General features: G+C 59.4%; 11 protein-coding genes and 2 pseudogenes. 10 read left to right on the top strand and 3 right to left on the bottom strand.

The genetic code is table 11. From position 1 onward, the window contains the following. The first annotated feature begins 14 nt into the window (after positions 1 to 14). The 3 genes from BMW49_RS03985 (at position 15) to BMW49_RS03975 (ending at position 4,379) form a co-directional block, all read left to right on the top strand. Positions 15 to 1,454, top strand: a complete 1,440-nt coding sequence (locus BMW49_RS03985; protein ID WP_069516001.1) for an aldehyde dehydrogenase family protein — start codon at positions 15 to 17, stop codon at positions 1,452 to 1,454. Between the two features lie 132 nt (positions 1,455 to 1,586). Then, the gene (locus BMW49_RS03980; protein ID WP_069516000.1) at positions 1,587 to 2,963 is read left to right on the top strand and encodes an aspartate aminotransferase family protein; all 1,377 of its coding nucleotides are present in this window, start codon (positions 1,587 to 1,589) and stop codon (positions 2,961 to 2,963) included. Positions 2,964 to 2,999: 36 nt separating this feature from the next. Next, entirely contained in the window at positions 3,000 to 4,379 is a 1,380-nt protein-coding gene (locus tag BMW49_RS03975) for a glutamine synthetase family protein (RefSeq protein WP_069515999.1), read from the top strand. A 160-nt stretch (positions 4,380 to 4,539) separates the two neighbouring features. Here the strand turns inward: BMW49_RS03975 and BMW49_RS03970 are convergent, their stop codons facing one another. Together BMW49_RS03970 and BMW49_RS03965 are read right to left on the bottom strand one after the other, a co-directional pair. Beyond that, entirely contained in the window at positions 4,540 to 5,865 is a 1,326-nt protein-coding gene (locus tag BMW49_RS03970; protein ID WP_069515998.1) for an MFS transporter, read from the bottom strand. A gap of 487 nt (positions 5,866 to 6,352) precedes the next feature. Next, positions 6,353 to 7,330, bottom strand: coding sequence for a GlxA family transcriptional regulator (locus BMW49_RS03965; protein ID WP_069515997.1), 978 nt, complete (start codon positions 7,328 to 7,330; stop codon positions 6,353 to 6,355). Between the two features lie 107 nt (positions 7,331 to 7,437). On the opposite strand from BMW49_RS03965, the gene BMW49_RS03960 reads away from it, so the two are divergent. The 4 genes and pseudogenes from BMW49_RS03960 to BMW49_RS25510 all read left to right on the top strand — a co-directional run. Next, on the top strand, positions 7,438 to 7,992 hold the full coding sequence (locus BMW49_RS03960) for a cysteine hydrolase family protein (RefSeq protein WP_069515996.1): 555 nt from the start codon (positions 7,438 to 7,440) through the stop codon (positions 7,990 to 7,992). Between the two features lie 297 nt (positions 7,993 to 8,289). After that, positions 8,290 to 8,796, top strand: coding sequence for a DUF3237 domain-containing protein (locus BMW49_RS03955; RefSeq protein ID WP_069515995.1), 507 nt, complete (start codon positions 8,290 to 8,292; stop codon positions 8,794 to 8,796). A 284-nt stretch (positions 8,797 to 9,080) separates the two neighbouring features. Beyond that, positions 9,081 to 10,310: pseudogene (locus BMW49_RS25515) on the top strand (methyl-accepting chemotaxis protein); the annotation flags it as partial. A gap of 330 nt (positions 10,311 to 10,640) precedes the next feature. Next, a pseudogene (locus tag BMW49_RS25510) lies at positions 10,641 to 11,168 on the top strand (methyl-accepting chemotaxis protein); the annotation flags it as partial. Between the two features lie 48 nt (positions 11,169 to 11,216). Here BMW49_RS25510 and BMW49_RS03945 read toward each other — a convergent pair. Then, positions 11,217 to 11,849, bottom strand: a complete 633-nt coding sequence (locus tag BMW49_RS03945; RefSeq protein WP_069515993.1) for a TetR/AcrR family transcriptional regulator — start codon at positions 11,847 to 11,849, stop codon at positions 11,217 to 11,219. Positions 11,850 to 11,997: 148 nt separating this feature from the next. Between BMW49_RS03945 and BMW49_RS03940 the strand changes: the two genes are divergently transcribed. The 3 genes from BMW49_RS03940 (at position 11,998) to BMW49_RS03930 (ending at position 15,863) form a co-directional block, all read left to right on the top strand. Next, the gene (locus BMW49_RS03940; protein ID WP_069515992.1) at positions 11,998 to 13,272 is read left to right on the top strand and encodes a serine hydrolase domain-containing protein; all 1,275 of its coding nucleotides are present in this window, start codon (positions 11,998 to 12,000) and stop codon (positions 13,270 to 13,272) included. Between the two features lie 124 nt (positions 13,273 to 13,396). Continuing rightward, entirely contained in the window at positions 13,397 to 14,722 is a 1,326-nt protein-coding gene (locus BMW49_RS03935; RefSeq protein ID WP_069515991.1) for an alginate export family protein, read from the top strand. Between the two features lie 40 nt (positions 14,723 to 14,762). After that, the gene (locus tag BMW49_RS03930; protein WP_069515990.1) at positions 14,763 to 15,863 is read left to right on the top strand and encodes a polyamine ABC transporter substrate-binding protein; all 1,101 of its coding nucleotides are present in this window, start codon (positions 14,763 to 14,765) and stop codon (positions 15,861 to 15,863) included. Positions 15,864 to 16,225: the final 362 nt, after the last annotated feature.

Genomic DNA, 16,225 nt, shown 5'->3' with positions numbered 1-16,225 from the left:
AGAAGCAATCTGAAATGTCGCGTATTCAGCGTAATTTTGTAGCGGGTGCCTGGTGGGAAGGGGCAGGGGTCATGGAGAACCGTAACCCCTCCGATCTCGATGACCTGATCGGCCTCTATGCGATCGCCAGCCCCGAGGATGTAGCCGATGCCTGTGCCGCCGCTGCGGAGGCACAACGCGCCTGGGCTGTGGCGGGGCCGCAGGTGCGCGCCGATTTGCTGCACCGAATCGCGCGAGGCATTGCCAAACGGGAAACCGAGGTCGCCACGATGCTGGCGCGTGAGGAGGGGAAAATTCTCGCCGAGGCGATTGCCGAAACGCGCCGTGCCGCCCAGGTTTTCCGCTTCTATGCCGGCGAGGCATTGAGGGTTGCCGGCGATGCGATTGCCTCGGTACGCCAGGGTATCGATATCGAGGTGGTCCGCGAGCCGCTCGGGGTGGTTGGGCTCATCACACCCTGGAATTTCCCGATCGCCATTCCTGCCTGGAAGGTGGCCCCAGCTCTGGCCTACGGCAACAGCGTGGTACTCAAACCCGCTGAGCTGACGCCCGGTACGGCGCGTCTTCTGGCACGCATCATTGCGGATGCGGGTTGCCCTGTTGGAGTGTTCAACCTGGTCATGGGGCCGGGTACCAGTGTCGGTGCCGCGCTGGTGGATGATCCACATGTCAAGGCGCTGTCCTTCACTGGCTCGGTGCCCACAGGTAGACGAATAGCCCAGAGCGCTGCTGCTGGCATGAAGCGGGTGCAACTGGAGATGGGTGGCAAGAACCCCATGGTGATCATGGAGGATGCCGACCTTGAGGTTGCCGTATCGGCCTCGCTGAATGGCTCGTTCTTTTCTACCGGCCAGCGCTGCACCGCGTCCTCGCGACTGATCGTGCATGCCTCGATCCATGATGCCTTTGTCGATGAGTTGTCACGGCAGGTCGCCGCCCTGAAAGTTGGCCATGCACTGGCACCTGACAGCCAGATCGGTCCTGTGGTGTCGGCCGAACAATTGGCCAGCAACCTGGCGTATGTCGATCTGGCGGCTGCGGAAGGCTGCGAGGTGCGTGGGGGCGAACGACTGGCGCTATCGACCCAGGGATTTTTTCAACGCCCGGCGTTATTTCTGGGTGCGCGCTCCGAGATGCGGGTCTGTCAGGAAGAGATCTTCGGCCCTTGTGCCAGTGTCATCAAGGTCTCGGACTTCGACGAGGCCTTGCATGTCGCCAACGACACCGCGTTTGGTCTTTCCGCAGGCATTTGTACCCGCAGCCTGCGTTACGCCCGTGAATTCCGCCGTCGCGTACAGAGCGGCATGGTGATGGTCAATGTGCCAACGGCTGGGGTGGATTACCACGTGCCATTCGGTGGCAGCAAAGGCAGCAGTTTCGGCCCCCGAGAACAAGGGCGCGCCGCGGCCGAGTTCTATACATCGAGTAAAACCTCCTACGTGTTTGCCGGGTGATGGACATGCCGACGGAACGTTATGCAGGCCCTGCGCCCCCGGGCTGATGCCGTTTCACAGGTTGCAGCCGTAAACACTTCAGTCGTTAAAACCGTCAATCGCACGGCCCCTTATTGAACAGTGAGTAGATCAATGAGCACTTCTCTGAACACCCAAGCGCTTAAATCCCTGGATGCCCAGCATCACCTGCACCCCTTCACCAATACCCGCGCGTTGAATGAACGCGGTGCTCGAGTTATTGAGTCGGCTCAGGGGGTTTACCTGCGCGATACCGATGGCAACCGCATCCTCGACGGCATGAGCGGGCTGTGGTGTGTTGCGGTTGGCCATGGCCGCACCGACATCGCCGATGCGGTCGCGCAACAGCTGAAGGATCTGACGTTTTACAACACCTTCTTCAATACCACCCACCCGCCCGTGGTCGAGCTGTCGCAGATGCTCGCCGAGCTGACGCCGCCCCAGTTCAAGCGGTTTTTCTACACCGGCTCTGGCTCTGAATCGAACGACACCATCATTCGTCTGGTGCGTTATTACTGGCAACTGCTTGGCAAGCCGGAAAAGCAGGTCATCATCGGGCGCACTAACGGTTACCACGGCTCTACCATCGCAGCGGCTTCCCTGGGCGGTTTCGGGGCCATGCAGCAGCAGGGCATGCTCCCGGGTGTGGTGCACGGGCCACAACCCTTCTGGTGGGCGAACGGTGGCGATATGGACCCGGACACCTTCGGTCGCCATGTCGCCAGGCAGACCCTTGAGCTGATTGATCAGCTTGGCACTGACAAGGTGGCGGCGATGATTGCTGAGCCGATCCAGGGCGCAGGCGGTGTCATCATCCCGCCAAGCACCTATTGGCCGGAGCTTGCTGCAGGCCTCAAACAGCGCGACATCCTGCTGATTTCCGATGAGGTCATTTGTGGCTTTGGCCGTACCGGGCACTGGTTCGGTTGTGAGCTGATGGGCACCCAGCCGGATTTCATGACCCTGGCCAAGGGCATTACCTCGGGCTACGTGCCAATGGGTGCGGTGGCGGTCTCTGATCGTGTGGCTTCTGTGCTGTTGGAGCTTGGCGATGAGTTCGCCCACGGCTTTACCTACTCCGGTCATCCGGCAGCCTGCGCGGCAGCCATTGCCAACCTGCGCATTCTGCAAAACGAGAAGCTGGTAGAGCGTGTGCACGACGATATCGGGCCATACCTGCAGAGCAAGTGGAAAGCCCTCAGCGATCATCCACTGGTAGGCGAAGCGGTGATGGAAGGTCTGATTGGTTCATTCCAGTTTGCCGCCGACAAGGCTGCCCGCACTACCTTCCCCGAGGCGGCCAAGATTGGTCTGGTGGCCCGTGATTTTTCCTTTAACAACGGTTTGATCATGCGCGCTGTCGGTGATCGCATGGTCATTGCGCCACCGTTCTCCCTGACTCATGCCGAGGCAGACGAACTGATGGCCACGGTGTACAAGGTGCTCGATCTGACTTACGCCCATGTGCGTAGCCTGGGGTTGGCGAAGTAAGGCGCTGTTTTAATCCACTCTTCAGGGTTAGTTCGAATGAACGTTAAATCGCCCACAGGGGCAGAGCTGCGCGAGGTGCATGCGTTCCTCGCGAAGTACCCGGATGTGCAGGGTATCGATGTGGTACTGACCGACTGCCATGGCATCGGGCGTGGCAAAACCATTCGCCGGCATGAGCTTGATGCGCTCTATCTCAGCGGTCGCCCCATCCCCGCTTCGATGTTCGGGCAGGACGTGGCGGGAGATGATGTGGGCGATACGGGCCAGGTATTGCATGACGGCGGCGGTGACAAGCGCTGCTGGCCGATACCCGGCACGCTTGGGGTGTTGCCCCATGCCAAGCGGGGGCAGGTTCTGGTCAGTATGTTCGAGGCGGATGGCTCACCGTTCACTGCCGATCCGCGTCAGGCGCTGGTGCGTCATGTTGAGGCTGCACAGGCGTTGGGTTTCTCGCCCATGGGGGCTTTCGAGCTGGAGTTCTACCTGGTTGATCGTGAGCGCGATGCGCGAGGTGCCTACCAGCCTGCACGCTATGCCTTGACCGGTCGACGTTCGCTGAATCGCAACACCATGTCGGTCGATGAGCTGGATGAAATGGCACCCTTCTTCGAGATGATCTACGAAGGTGCCGAACATCTGGGCATACCGCTGGAGTCGGTGATCTCCGAGTACGCGGTTGGCCAGTACGAACTCACTATCCGCTACCGTGATCTGATGCGCGCCGCCGACGACCTGGTGATCGCCAAGCGTTTGGTACGTTCGGCAGCCAGGCGTTTCGGCATGGAGGCCTGCTTTATGGCCAAACCCTTTGGCCAGGAGGCGGGCTCCGGGATGCATCTGCATCTCTCGCTGGAAAACCCGGCAGGTGAAAACCTCTACGCCGATACAGCAGAGGGCGCACTGAGTACGTTGATGCTGCAGTCGATTGGCGGTGTGCGCCGGACCATCGGCGATACCATGCTGGTGTTGGCTCCCTTCCTCAACTCTTGGCGGCGTTTTGCCTCGGTGCTCTATTCTCCAGCCTCCGATACCTGGGGGTTCGAGAACCGTACGGTGGCCATCCGGGTGCCCAATACATCCGGCAAGGCGCGGCATTTCGAGCACCGGGTGGCGGGGGTGGATGCCAACCCTTATCTGGTGGCGGCCGTCACCCTGGCGGGTGCGCTCCGGGGGATTGAGGAGAGATGCGATCCAGGGCCGGCGGCAGAGGGCAACAGCTACAACGATGCCCAGATCAGTGACTTGCCCAGAAGCTGGCTGGAGGCAATCGACCGCCTGGAAGACTCCTCCTTCATGCGGGAGGTGTTAGGGCTGCCGCTGCATCAGGCCTTTGTCGCCGTCAAACGTGCGGAGTACCAGCGCCTTGCGTTGCATGTCACTGAGGTCGAGTGGGATCTGTACGGGTTTAGCGTGTAAGCCATTCGTCGTGAGCTATGACCGAGGTCTGCCTGGTCGTGTCGGGAGAGTGATCCCCCGGTTCCATCAGGCAGGCCCTTTGCTTTGCAGCATTCCGGCTCAGACCTCGTTCCGGCAGCGCAAATCGATACGCGAACCGCTTGGGGCCTGACCTTGGCCGTCAGGCGAACTCAGCCGTAGGCCGGGATGCGGGTAGACGGAAGAGCATTACGATGCAGGCGGCAGCCAGGAATACCATGCCATAGGCGATATACAGCTGGCTGGGGTGCCAGTTGGCATCAATCAGATGGCCTGCAACCAGCGGCGAGATGATTGCGCCGATGCGGCCGATACCGATCCCCCAGCCTACCCCGGTGGCCCTCACCGAGGCGTCATAGATCAGTGGTGAGCTGGCATACAACCCGGCTACGCAACCATTGGCGAACAGACCGATCAGGGCGCCGATGACAAATGCCGCTGTCAGGTTGGATGTCGTGCCGACGAACAGAGCCAGCAGCACGGCTGTGACCACCATGAACAGGGCCAGGATGTGGTGGAGCTTGAAACGGGCTGAGCCGAGGCCGAGCAGGGTGGAGCCGAAGATGCCACCGACACTCAGGAGCACGCCCCCCGTCACACCTTGCTCTGCCGACAGCCCGGCGGAGACCAACAGTTTCGGCGTCCAGCTCATGACAAAGTAGAAACCGAACATGACCAGGAAAAAGGCCATCCACAACAGCAGGGTACTGTTGCGCAGGTCCGGCGCGAACAAGCGCTTGAAGGTGCCTGCAGCGTTGGCCGGGGACGCACTGCCGACCGGTATCGCGCTGAGCGGAGCCTGCCCGAGGCGCAGGGCTAGCTTGTTCAGGCGTGACAGTGCGTCAGCGGGGCGACGGGCGATCAGATAATCGATGGATTCGGGCAGATAGACGATCGTCAGCGGAATGGCGATGAGGGTGGCCAGACCGCCGAAGAGAAACACCGCGCGCCACCCGAACTGGCCGAGCAGGTAAATGGCGATCATGCCGCCGAGGGTGGCACCCAGCGCGTAGCCGGTCGACTGCAGGCTCACCGCCAGCCCACGCCAACGGGTGTTCGAATACTCGCTGGCGATGACGTTACTGCTGGCCAGAATGCCGCCAATGCCCAAGCCGGTGATCATGCGCAGCAGACCCAGCTGGGTCGGGCTCTGGCTGTACGCGGACAGGATCATGCTGACACCCGACAAGGCGAGACAGCCCAGAATTAGGGGGCGGCGGCCGACGCGATCGGCCCAGGGGGCGATAAATAATGAGCCCCCCGCCATGCCGAACAGCCCGGCACTGAGCAGCATGCCGATTTGCGAACCGTTGAGGCCCCACTCGGCGGACACCGAGGCTGCGGTGAATGCCATGACCAGCACATCAAAGCCGTCGATCATATTCAAGACGATACAGATGCCGATGGCCGTCCACTGGAAAGGGGTCATCGAACCGGCATCCACGGCGTGGCGCAGTTGATTGTTCATGGGTGGTTCTCCGTCAGAGGGTCGAGGCAGGGGCGCGACACGGAGAAACCAGCGGAGTGGGTGGACAGGAGAAAGCAGGTGTAAGACAGGGCATGGCGATCAGTCCTCGTAATTATTTTTGTAAGACGGGACTAACTTTTCATTAATGGATCCATTACTCAATAAGTCAGGGCCGCCTTCGTTCGGTAATCGAACAGACATTGTTCCGCTAGCACAGCCCGAGACTGACCTGGCCGTGCACGATCAGTTCGTGCTGAAGCACATTGGCCGAGGCCAGCGGCACGGCCTGCGGTTTTATATGGGGGGAGGAGGGAGCAATTTCCCGGTTCGCTTGGATCCAGTATGGCGGGAATAGATTGCGCGGCCTCAGGCAAGTAACTGCTGGCCAGGGCGCCGCCTAAGCGCCCTCAGTAGCAGATCTGATTGCCCAGCAAATCTGCGCAATTGCCCGGATGCCTGTGCATCAAGCATGGGCGCTAGCCGGGTATCAGGTTTTGTGCCCCACGCCAAAGCGCCTGCGATAGTGGGCAGGCGCTAATCCGGTGGCCTTGTTGAATAGCCTGCGAAACGCGCCTGTATCACGGTAACCAACCGTCCAGGCAACGTGCTCAATGGAACGGTTTGTCAACTCCAGAAGTTCACAGGCTTTGCCGATGCGCAGCGCCTGGCAGTACTCGGTTGGTGTCAGTCCGGTTGCGTGGCGAAAGCGCCGCAGCAAGGTGCGCTCGCCCAGATGGGTGTATGCCGCCAACTGACTGATACCGCCAATTTGCCCATCATGGGCGTGCAGCCAGTGCTGGGCCTTAACAATTACCTCATCGCCATGGGCCAGGTTGGGCACGAAGCGCTTGAAGCATTGTTGTGAGTGACGGGGCTGATCCAACACCAGAAAACGCGCTGTTTCGGCTGCGAGGCTGGGGCCGAGTAGGCGCTCGACCAGGGTCAGGCCCAAGTCAGTCCAGGCCATGAGGCCGCCGGCGGTAATGACATCGCCGTGGTCGATGATCATCTTGTCGGCGTCGACCGTTATGGCGGGATAATAGTTTGCCAGATCGCTTGCCAGGCTCCAGTGCGTCGTCGCCGAGCGGCCATTGAGCAGGCCGGCCTCCGCCAGCAGGTAGACGCCAGCACATACCGAGGAGATGAGCGTCCCGCTGTTGTGCCAGGCCTTTATCGTCGCAATGAACGGACGTGCTGTCAGTGCGTCGAGATGATCGCCCAGGCACGGCGGCACGATCACCATGGCAGGGCAATGTGCTCCAGTGGGTGCATCGGCACAGGCCACAAGCTCCTGGGCGTCGAGTTGCCACTGGCTAACATGAATCTCGGGCAGGTGTGTGGCCGCGTGCTCACGCCGCAGTTGGTTGGCGACCGTGAAAATGTCGCTGAGGCCGTAAACGGCTGCGCGCTGAGCGCCCGGGTAAAGCAGGATGCCAACCTGCACCGCGGGCTCTGGGTCAGTCATTGTCAGTTCTTCCACCAAGAATGTCGGTTTTGCCAATCCACGAATCACCTGCTCAGCCCATAGGCTGTCTACTTATTCTTAGCCGCAATCAACTGATGGAGTGTGTCATGAGTAAGCGAGCCCTTGTGTTGGTGGATATTCAGAACGACTACTTTGCCGCCGGTAAATGGCCTCTTGATGGTGTCGAGGCTGCCGCTGACAATGCCGCACGCATCCTGGCGCACGCACGCGCCAGTGGTCAGTTTGTGGTGCACATTCGGCATGAGTCCACTGAAGAGAATGCACCGTTTTTCCAGTCTGGAAGTGAGGGCGCACAGACTCACAGCAGCGTTGCCAGCCTTGCCGGCGAACCTGTGGTGGTGAAGCACCAGATCAATGGGTTTCTGGATACCCCACTGAAGTCGATCCTTGACGAGCAGGGCATTGAGCAACTCACCATCGTCGGCAGCATGAGCCATATGTGTGTGGACGCGCTCACGCGGGCGGCTGCGGACTATGGTTATGCCAATACCGTCATTGCCGATGCTTGCGCGACCCATGAGCAGACGTTTGGCGAAATCACTGTGCCGGCGGCACAGGTACATGCCGCATTTATGGCTGCACTGGCATTCGCTTACGCCGAAGTCCTTTCTACAGACGAATACCTCGCTCGCATGTCCTGACCCCCTCTCTGGTCGCGCCCTCCAGCGACTGCTACAGCGCATCCAGGCCAGCCCCTCTCGGCCTGGAGCGACTGATTTAAAACACCCTTTGACCATTGCTTGTTCGCTGGTAAGGCGCCTGAGTCGGTGCGCTGACGGCTAGATATTTATTTTTATTGACTTAATATTTTTAATAAATTAAATATTTAATCAAGGTGTGCTTCCAGCATTTCACCTGCCCATAACAACAAACGGTGAGGAGGCTGTGATGCCTCTGACTGTCACGGCGAGCGCCAGCGGCCATTTGGAGTATCGATCATGCGTGGTATGCCGAATCCTTTCCCGCATCCGGTGATGACTATTACTGCGCAAATCGCAGAGGGTGAGGTTGTCGGTAAATGTGCCGACGGCTACCGCGTCAACTATCCGATCATTGGCGGTCATTTCAGCGGCCCGCTTCTGCGCGGCGAGGTCCTGCCCGGTGGGGCCGACTGGTTCTTGCTGCGTCAGGACGGCGTCGGTGACCTGGATGCGCGCTACCAATTGCGCACCGATGATGGCGTGCTGATCAACATCCACAATATCGGGTTGCTCACGCTGACAGCGCGTGGGCGGGAGTTGGAGGCGCTCGGTGTCTGGCCTATCCCTGAGGCTGAGTACAGCTGTACGTGTACCCCACGTTTTCAGGTGGCAGAGGGGCCGCTTGGCTGGCTGACGCAGCACGCCTTTTTTGGTCAGGTGCATTACCCCACTACGAGTGAAGTGCTCATTCACTGTTACAGCCTGGCTGCGCTGAGTACCGACGAGAACAACGTCAACCCCTAATACGGCCCGCACCTGAGTATTTCGATCTTCGACAAGCCAGATCCTTTGGGTTGGCAACAAGGATGTTGCCTTTTTTGTTGCCGGTGCCCCTGGCTGGCGCAGCCGCATGCCGACCATAACGCATGTATGGCAGAAGCCCTCGATGCGAAGCTTTGGGACTGGCTGATATACCGCTCAATGACCTCTATTCGCCGCCAGGTACAGCTGCTGCGAGAAACATCGACGCCGTGCACCACAGAACCGGGACATAGGCTTTCTTATTGTTAAGTGAGGGGGTATCGCTGATGACGTTGCGCGCCAAAGTTATTCTGTTGGTGGGGGTCTGTCTCGCAGGGCTGGCACTGACGGTCATCGTCGCCTCCGTGTACGAAATGCGGGCGTTAAGTCGCCAGGCTGAGCTGCAGGCATCAGCGAGCCTGGGCGCTTCGATCAACGCGCGGGTAGAGGAATCGGTGCGCTCGCAAACAGCCAGTGTGCAGGCGTTTTTTGCCGACACGTTGCGTGCCGGTGAACAGGCCGCTGCAGAAATTGAACGTGTGGTGACGCTGGCGCGCAAGTTGCCGCAGGAGGAGGGGGTCGTGCGTGAGCACCTCACGGCCCAGGTACGCTCACTTCTCGATGCCAACCCGGCGCTGCTCAGCAGCTATGTGGTGTTTTTACCCGATGCGCTGGACGGTCGTGATGCAGCCTTTGTTGGCCTGACGCAAAGCGGCAGCAATGAGCAGGGGCGTTTTGCCCCCGTGTGGTTTCGTCAGGGCCCGCAGACGCTTGAACAGGTGGCGGCGGCCGAAAAGACCTTGGTCGATGAGACCCCGATGACCGACGGTCGCCCGGCCCGAACCTGGTTTGACTGCCCCCTGCGTACGCAAGCCGCCTGCCTGCTCAGTCCTTACCTCGACAGTGCATCGGGGCAAGCGTTGCTGCTGACAAGCCTCACGGTGCCAGTGCGCATCGATGGCAAGGTCGTCGCCGTTCTGGGCGTGGATATCCTGCTCGAACAGTTGCAGGTTCTGGCGCAGCGTGCGCAACGGGCCTTGCCAGGGCAAGACAGCGTTGTCTGGCTGCTTAGTTCGGCCAATCTGGTGGCGGCTACTACGGCTGACGCCAGTGTTCTTGGTCAGCCCTGGCAAGCGCCGGACAAGACCGTGCGAGCAGATGGCTTGCAGGATATTCATGCCGAGCAGGCGTTTCAGCCGATTACCGGGGCACAGCCCTGGAACGTTCGTGTGCAGGTCCCGGCAGAGCAGGCATTCGAACCGATCACCAGCTTGCAGCGCCGCTTGAACACGCAGTTGCAGCGGTCGATCCGCTTCGAGCTGGTGCTGGGGGTTGTTGCCAGTCTTTTGGGCTTGGCCTTGATGGCATTTGCCTCGCGCGCAATCGTCAACCCGCTGCGTGGCATGGCCGCAATGGTCGATGAGTTGGGGGCGGGAGAGGGTGATCTGTCGCGCCGGATAAACTACGTCCGGCAAGACGAACTGGGCGCGTTGAGTCGTGGCATTAATCACTTTTTGGATGTGTTGCAGCCGATCATCGCCAGCATCAAAGCAGCCATGCAGGTGCTCAATACCGCTGCGGTTGATTCTGTGCAGGGCGTGCACGCCAACCTTGCCGCCACGGAGCAGCAGCGCGGCGATATTGACCATGTGGCCACCGCCATGCAGCAAATGCGCTTGTCGGCCCACGAAGTTGCCCGCAATACCGCTTCTGCATCGTCAGCCACTGACGGTATTTTGCGGACCATTGAAGACGGCACCGACCTGATTGACCGAACGACCGCTATCGTGGCCCTGCAAGGCGTGGAGTTGGCGGCAACCAATGAGCAGGTCAAGGCCCTTTCCCTAAAGAGCGAGCGCATTGGTGTGGTGTTAAGCCTGATCCGCGGGATTGCCGAGCAGACCAATTTGCTAGCCTTGAATGCGGCCATTGAGGCCGCACGGGCTGGGGATCAGGGACGAGGTTTTGCGGTTGTCGCGGACGAAGTGCGTGGCCTGGCGCAGCGTACGCAGAACTCGATCCAGGAGATCCACAGCATTATCGAGGCGCTACAGGGTGACATGCATGCGGTGGTGCGCTCAATGGCCATCAATCAGCAGCAGGTCAGCGAGACCGGCCAACTGTTTGCCGAACTGGTGGAGTCGCTCTACAGCGTTGGCAGCGCCGTGGTGACCATTGCCGAGATGAATGGGCAGATCGCCAGCGCCGCGGAGGAGCAAAGTGCGGTTGCTGAGCATATAAACACTGCTGTCGAGCGTATCCGGAGTGTCAGTGATGAGCTGACCCGCTCGGCCCGTGTATCGGCCCAGCAGACCCGTGCCATCGACGAACAGGTAGCGACTCAGGTGCGGTTGTTGAGCCGCTTTCGCGTGTGAGGCGGCAGGCGTTGAGCGGTGCCAGGCTGCTCGCGCCCAGGGCAAGGCTTAGTCGGCCTTGGCTGGGCCATGCGCGGCCATCCCATAGAGAATCAAGCCAGAGGTCTGACGAACCTGTTGGCGATGGGTTTCCAGGTCGAGGGGCTCGCTACTTGTCAGCCGCAGCAGTTGCAAGTGCGAGTAGTCATTGAGCAGAAAGGCGGCCAGGTCAACATCCAGGTCAGCGCGTAGTTTTCCAGCATTTTGTAACTCGCGTAAAAGCCCGGCGATCTCTCCGCGCAAGACGTCATTCATGCGCTTGTAACTGCCTGGCAAACCGTTGAGGCCGCCACTGAGTACGTGCAGCAAAAGTTCACGCCAGATAGGCGCTGGAAGCATTGCAAGTGCTTGATCAACAAGAACTTTTTCAAGGTAGCAGAGGGCGTCGAGCGGGTCATCCATCTCGGCAATATGTGCGCGGGCCTCACTGATGGCGCGCTGATCACCTTCTTGCAGCATCTCCACCAGAATTTCATGTTTCGAGCCAAAGTATTTGAAGACTGTTGGCGCTGAGACCCCAGCTTCCTGAGCAATCTGCTCAATCGTCGTGCTCTGAAAACCCTTGCGCTCGAACAGCTTGACCCCAGCCCGGCTGATGGCCTGGCGGCGCATTTTTTTCTGTCGTTCTCGCAGTCCGGTCAAGGCGTGCTCCTGAAGCTCATGGGTGCGTGACGGCCAGCATAACGGCTAACGCTTTCTTGTAAAAATATTTTATTGACTAAAGCAATTTAGTCGATTAATTATTCTGTCACATCTGCCAAGCGCAGAGCTCCAGACAGGAACCTGTTCTATGTCGCTTCACACTGATTCGCCTACCGCTCGAAAACTCGCCCGGCACTACGCCGATGCTCACGAGGCGCTGCTGAGTGACGTTCGCCCTGACACCTTCATGACGGGCTTCCCGCCCGCTGAGGCGCAACGCGTGACCTGGGCAAACTGGATGAGCCCGCCGTTCAACAAATGGGGCTTCCGCCACCTCGCCAGGCTGCGCCCCAGCATCACCGTCGCGGCAGGCGAGGGCGCGCCGAGCAGGTTGCCGGTGGCCGCAGAGGACCTGGATGGGTTCAGCTTTGAAAGCATCTGCGGGCTGACGGTTCGCCTGGATGAGCACCTGCTGGCCAGCCACTGCGATGCGTTCATCGTGCTGCACCGTGGGCAGGTCAAGTACGAGCGTTACTTCAATGGCCAGACGCCCAGCGACCGTCACATCATGTTTTCGGTGACCAAGTCGCTGATCGGTGTGCTGGCAGAGCAGCTCATTTGCGAGGGGGTGATGAACCCGCAGCTGCGGGCTGACCACTATGTGCCTGAATTCGCCGGCAGTGCGTTTGCCGATGCAACGGTCCGCCAGCTTCTGGATATGGCCGTGGGCATCGCCTACACCGAGCGTTACGACGACCCCACCTCGGAGAGCTCCCAGTTCGGCTACGCCTGCGGCTTCCAGCCCGCGCCAGCGGCTTACGCCAAGCACGCCTCGCTTTATCAGTACCTGCCGTCGCTGCTTAAAAAAGGCGAACACGGCGGCTTCTTCCATTACGTCACCGCCACCACAGAAGCTCTGGCCTGGGTGATGGAGCGTGCAAGCGGCAAGGCGTGCGCGCAGATGCTGGCCGACGTTTGGCAGCAACTGGGCTGCCAGCGTGACGGTTATTTCATGGCCGATCCCTGGGGCCGGGGTGTGGCCGGCGCAGGCTACAGCGCCACCGCACGAGACATCGCCCGGTTTGGCCTGATGCTGGCCAATGACGGCCTGTGTGACGGGCGTCGAGTGCTTGATTCGCGTGTTGTCGACGCCATTGCGCAGGGCAGCGACCCAGCGATCTACGCCGCTAACGAAGAGTTCAGCAACTGGACGCCTGGCGCCTCGTACCGCAGCCAGTGGTACGTGTTCAACGACCACAGCCAGGCGCTAATGGCCTGCGGCATCAGTGGGCAATACCTGTTTGTCGATCGTGACGCCGATGTGGTGATCGTCAAGCAGTCGTCGCTGCCGGAAGCCGTCAGCGTGTTTGACCCCGACAACGTGCGTGCGCTGCGCGCCCTGGCCCGTCATTACGCCGGCTGAGCCCTATTACAAGAAAAAGTCACCGACAGGCACTGCCTGTCGGCCTTGCGCTGTAAGCGCGGTGGCGACGGTTGTCGCCTGAAAACTGCCCTGTGACACAAAAACAATCAACCAGGAGCAACCCATGATGCGAGTCCCCTATGTTCCCTCATTGCTGACTGTTGCCATATTGGTCAGCCCCGCCGCCATGGCCGGCTACACCTTCGAGGAAGGCGACCTTTCTGGCGAGGTCAACCTTACTGCCGGTGGCGCGTCCATCAGCACGCGTAACGTCAACTTCGGCGCAGGCCGGGTTGACACGCGCAGCGGTGAAAACACCGGTAAACGGGCCGACTGGCAGGAGGTCTATGTCAAGCCAGCGGTCAGCTTCAACTACGCGCTGAATCCGGATTTCGATTGGCTGGCCAAGGGCTCGGTCGTCGCGGCTTCGACTTTTGGTGACGGTGATGCGGGCGGCTTTACGCGCAGCTCCGATGGCCGTGTCTCGGTAGAGGAGGCGTATGCGGGCTTTCGCGCCGGTAACTGGCGCTTCACTGCCGGGCGCCAGGATTACATGATTGGTACTGGCTTTATCGTCATGGATGGCAACCTCGATTTTCACAACGATGGCGCTTTTTGGTTAGGCCCGCGCACGGCCTTTCGTGACTCAGCGGTACTCGCCTGGTCGCGCGACGCGCTGGCTGTACAGGCATTCAGCCTGCGCACCGATGACCACCTCGGTGATTACCGCATGAACGGGGTAAACGTCGATTACACAGTGCCCGAGGTAGCAACCTTTGGCGCAATGGCGATGAAACTCGACTCTGAGGAGCGCTCATCCAACCTGGCGATCCCGCGCGAGGGCATGGAGGTCTACAACCTGCGTGCGTTGAACGCCAAGTTGCCGGGCATTGATGACCTGACCCTGAACGCCGAATACGCGATCCAGGGCGGCGAGGGCAGTGGGGTCGAGTATGACGCCAAAGCCTGGTATGCCAAGGCCGAGTACGCGTTCAGTGATCTACCGCTGCAGCCGGTGCTTGGCTACCGCTATGCCTATTTCTCCGGCGATGAAACCCTGGGCGATAACAAGCGCGAAGCCTGGGACTCGCTGAGCAAGGGCTTTATCGACTGGGGCACCTGGCTGATTGGCGATGTGGTGGGTAACTACCTGCTCAACAACAGCAACCAGACTGTTCACACCTGGTCTCTCAAAACCCATGTACACCCTACGGTTACCGTGGGTGCCATGCATTATCAGTTCTCTCTCGATGAAAAAAATCTGTTCGGCGCACCGGTCAGCGACCGACGCTTTGCCGACGAAAGTGTGATCTACCTCGACTGGACGCCTACCCCGCGCTTGTACACCTCGTTCTCGTATAACTGGGTACAGCCCAAGGCAGCCGCCAAACAACTGCTGGCGGACAAAGATTTCTCCGCTGTCGAAATGTATTTCACTTATCGTTATTAATGAAGCTGCACCAGTCTGGCTGGTGCATCGGGAGAGTCACATGAATTCTTTGGTACGTTTTATCACGGCAGCAATAGCCCTTACTGTCGTCAGCAGTTCGGTAGTTGCAGAACAACGCACGGTGCGAATTTACAACTGGCTGGAATACTTGCCTGGGGACATTCTCAAGGACTTTGAAGCCGAGACCGGTATTCGTCCGGTCTACGACGTATTCGACAGCATTGAAATGCTTGAATCCAAGCTGCTCACGGGTAACTCCGGGTATGACGTGGTGTTCCCCAGTGCAGCCAACCTGGCCAAATTTATTCAGGCGGGCGCCTTCGAGCCGTTGGATCGCAGCAAGTTAAACAATTGGTCGCACCTGGATGAGTCCTTTATGACCAACTTGGCGGCCACGGGTGATCAGGGTAACCAATATGCGATCCCTTATATGTGGGGCACGACACTGATCGGCTATAACGTCGATATGGTTCGCAAGGCGCTTGGTCCGGATGCGAAGCTGGACAGCTGGGACCTGATCTTCAAGGAAGAAAATATCGCCAAACTGGCCAAGTGTGGCGTCGGCTTTATCGATGCGGCCAATGAGATTTTACCCATTACGCTGCACTACCTGGGTTTGCCTTCACACTCCACCAGTGCAGAGGACTACCGCAAAGCCCAAGAGCTGATGATCTCGATTCGCCCCTATATCAACTACTTCAGCTCGTCACGTTATGGCATGGACCTGGCGAACGGTGATATCTGCGTCGGTATAGGTTGGTCCGGTGGTGTTGCGCTGGCAACGCGTCTGGCTGACGCTGCCGGTAAGGGCGTCAAAATCGACATGATCCTGCCCAAAGAAGGCGCTCCGCTTTGGTCGGATGTGATGACCATCCCCAAGGGCGCGGTGAATCGTGACGAAGCGCATGCGTTTCTCGATTACATGATGCGCCCCGACGTCATTGCCAAGGCCAGCAACGCGATTGGCTACCCCAACGCCAACAAGGATGCCACCGCCCTGGTTGACCCCAGCGTCCGCGATAACCCGAACATGTATATACCGGCTGACAGGCTGCCTTCGCTGTTTGTGCTCAAAGCATTGCCGCAGAACGTTGAGCGCATTCGCATGCGTACCTGGAACGCCATACGTACCGGTAAGTAAAACCCTTCAAGGTCCAGCTCCGTGCTGGACCTTTCTCCTGCGCTGCGGTTATCCCGCAGCAGCATGTATCTCCCGCCCCATCACGCGTCTTGATGACACCTCTTTGGCCCCAAGCCGAGTAGTTGCCGACCGGCACCGTCGCGTCCTCGCTGATTGAGCGGATGTTGGCGCGTTACCTGCCGTAACCCCGCGCTTCATTTTGGGGTGTTGTGCCCCGTTTTATGACATTAAGACCTCTCTACCTTTGTACTCACAGCGCGACCTCGCAGCACGATTTCTATTGAAAACAGAATGTTAGAAGGGCTTTTAATTTTCTGGCATGCCCTCTGCATTCACTTTGGATAATTGGATACAAAAATCCA

Source organism: Pseudomonas cuatrocienegasensis (assembly GCF_900110925.1).
In the GTDB taxonomy this organism is placed as follows: Bacteria; Pseudomonadota; Gammaproteobacteria; order Pseudomonadales; family Pseudomonadaceae; genus Aquipseudomonas; species Aquipseudomonas cuatrocienegasensis.
Note: the sequence above shows the minus strand (reverse complement) of the source record. Positions and strands in the feature narration are given on the sequence as shown.

Excerpts from the sequence above, each read along its gene's own strand:
- BMW49_RS03985 (WP_069516001.1), top strand. The coding sequence starts at position 15 with ATGTCGCGTATTCAGCGTAATTTTGTAGCGGGTGCCTGGTGGGAAGGG.
- BMW49_RS03980 (WP_069516000.1), top strand. The coding sequence starts at position 1,587 with ATGAGCACTTCTCTGAACACCCAAGCGCTTAAATCCCTGGATGCCCAG.
- BMW49_RS03975 (WP_069515999.1), top strand. The coding sequence starts at position 3,000 with ATGAACGTTAAATCGCCCACAGGGGCAGAGCTGCGCGAGGTGCATGCG.
- BMW49_RS03970 (WP_069515998.1), bottom strand. The coding sequence starts at position 5,865 with ATGAACAATCAACTGCGCCACGCCGTGGATGCCGGTTCGATGACCCCT.
- BMW49_RS03965 (WP_069515997.1), bottom strand. The coding sequence starts at position 7,330 with ATGACTGACCCAGAGCCCGCGGTGCAGGTTGGCATCCTGCTTTACCCG.
- BMW49_RS03960 (WP_069515996.1), top strand. The coding sequence starts at position 7,438 with ATGAGTAAGCGAGCCCTTGTGTTGGTGGATATTCAGAACGACTACTTT.
- BMW49_RS03955 (WP_069515995.1), top strand. The coding sequence starts at position 8,290 with ATGCGTGGTATGCCGAATCCTTTCCCGCATCCGGTGATGACTATTACT.
- BMW49_RS03940 (WP_069515992.1), top strand. The coding sequence starts at position 11,998 with ATGTCGCTTCACACTGATTCGCCTACCGCTCGAAAACTCGCCCGGCAC.
- BMW49_RS03935 (WP_069515991.1), top strand. The coding sequence starts at position 13,397 with ATGATGCGAGTCCCCTATGTTCCCTCATTGCTGACTGTTGCCATATTG.
- BMW49_RS03930 (WP_069515990.1), top strand. The coding sequence starts at position 14,763 with ATGAATTCTTTGGTACGTTTTATCACGGCAGCAATAGCCCTTACTGTC.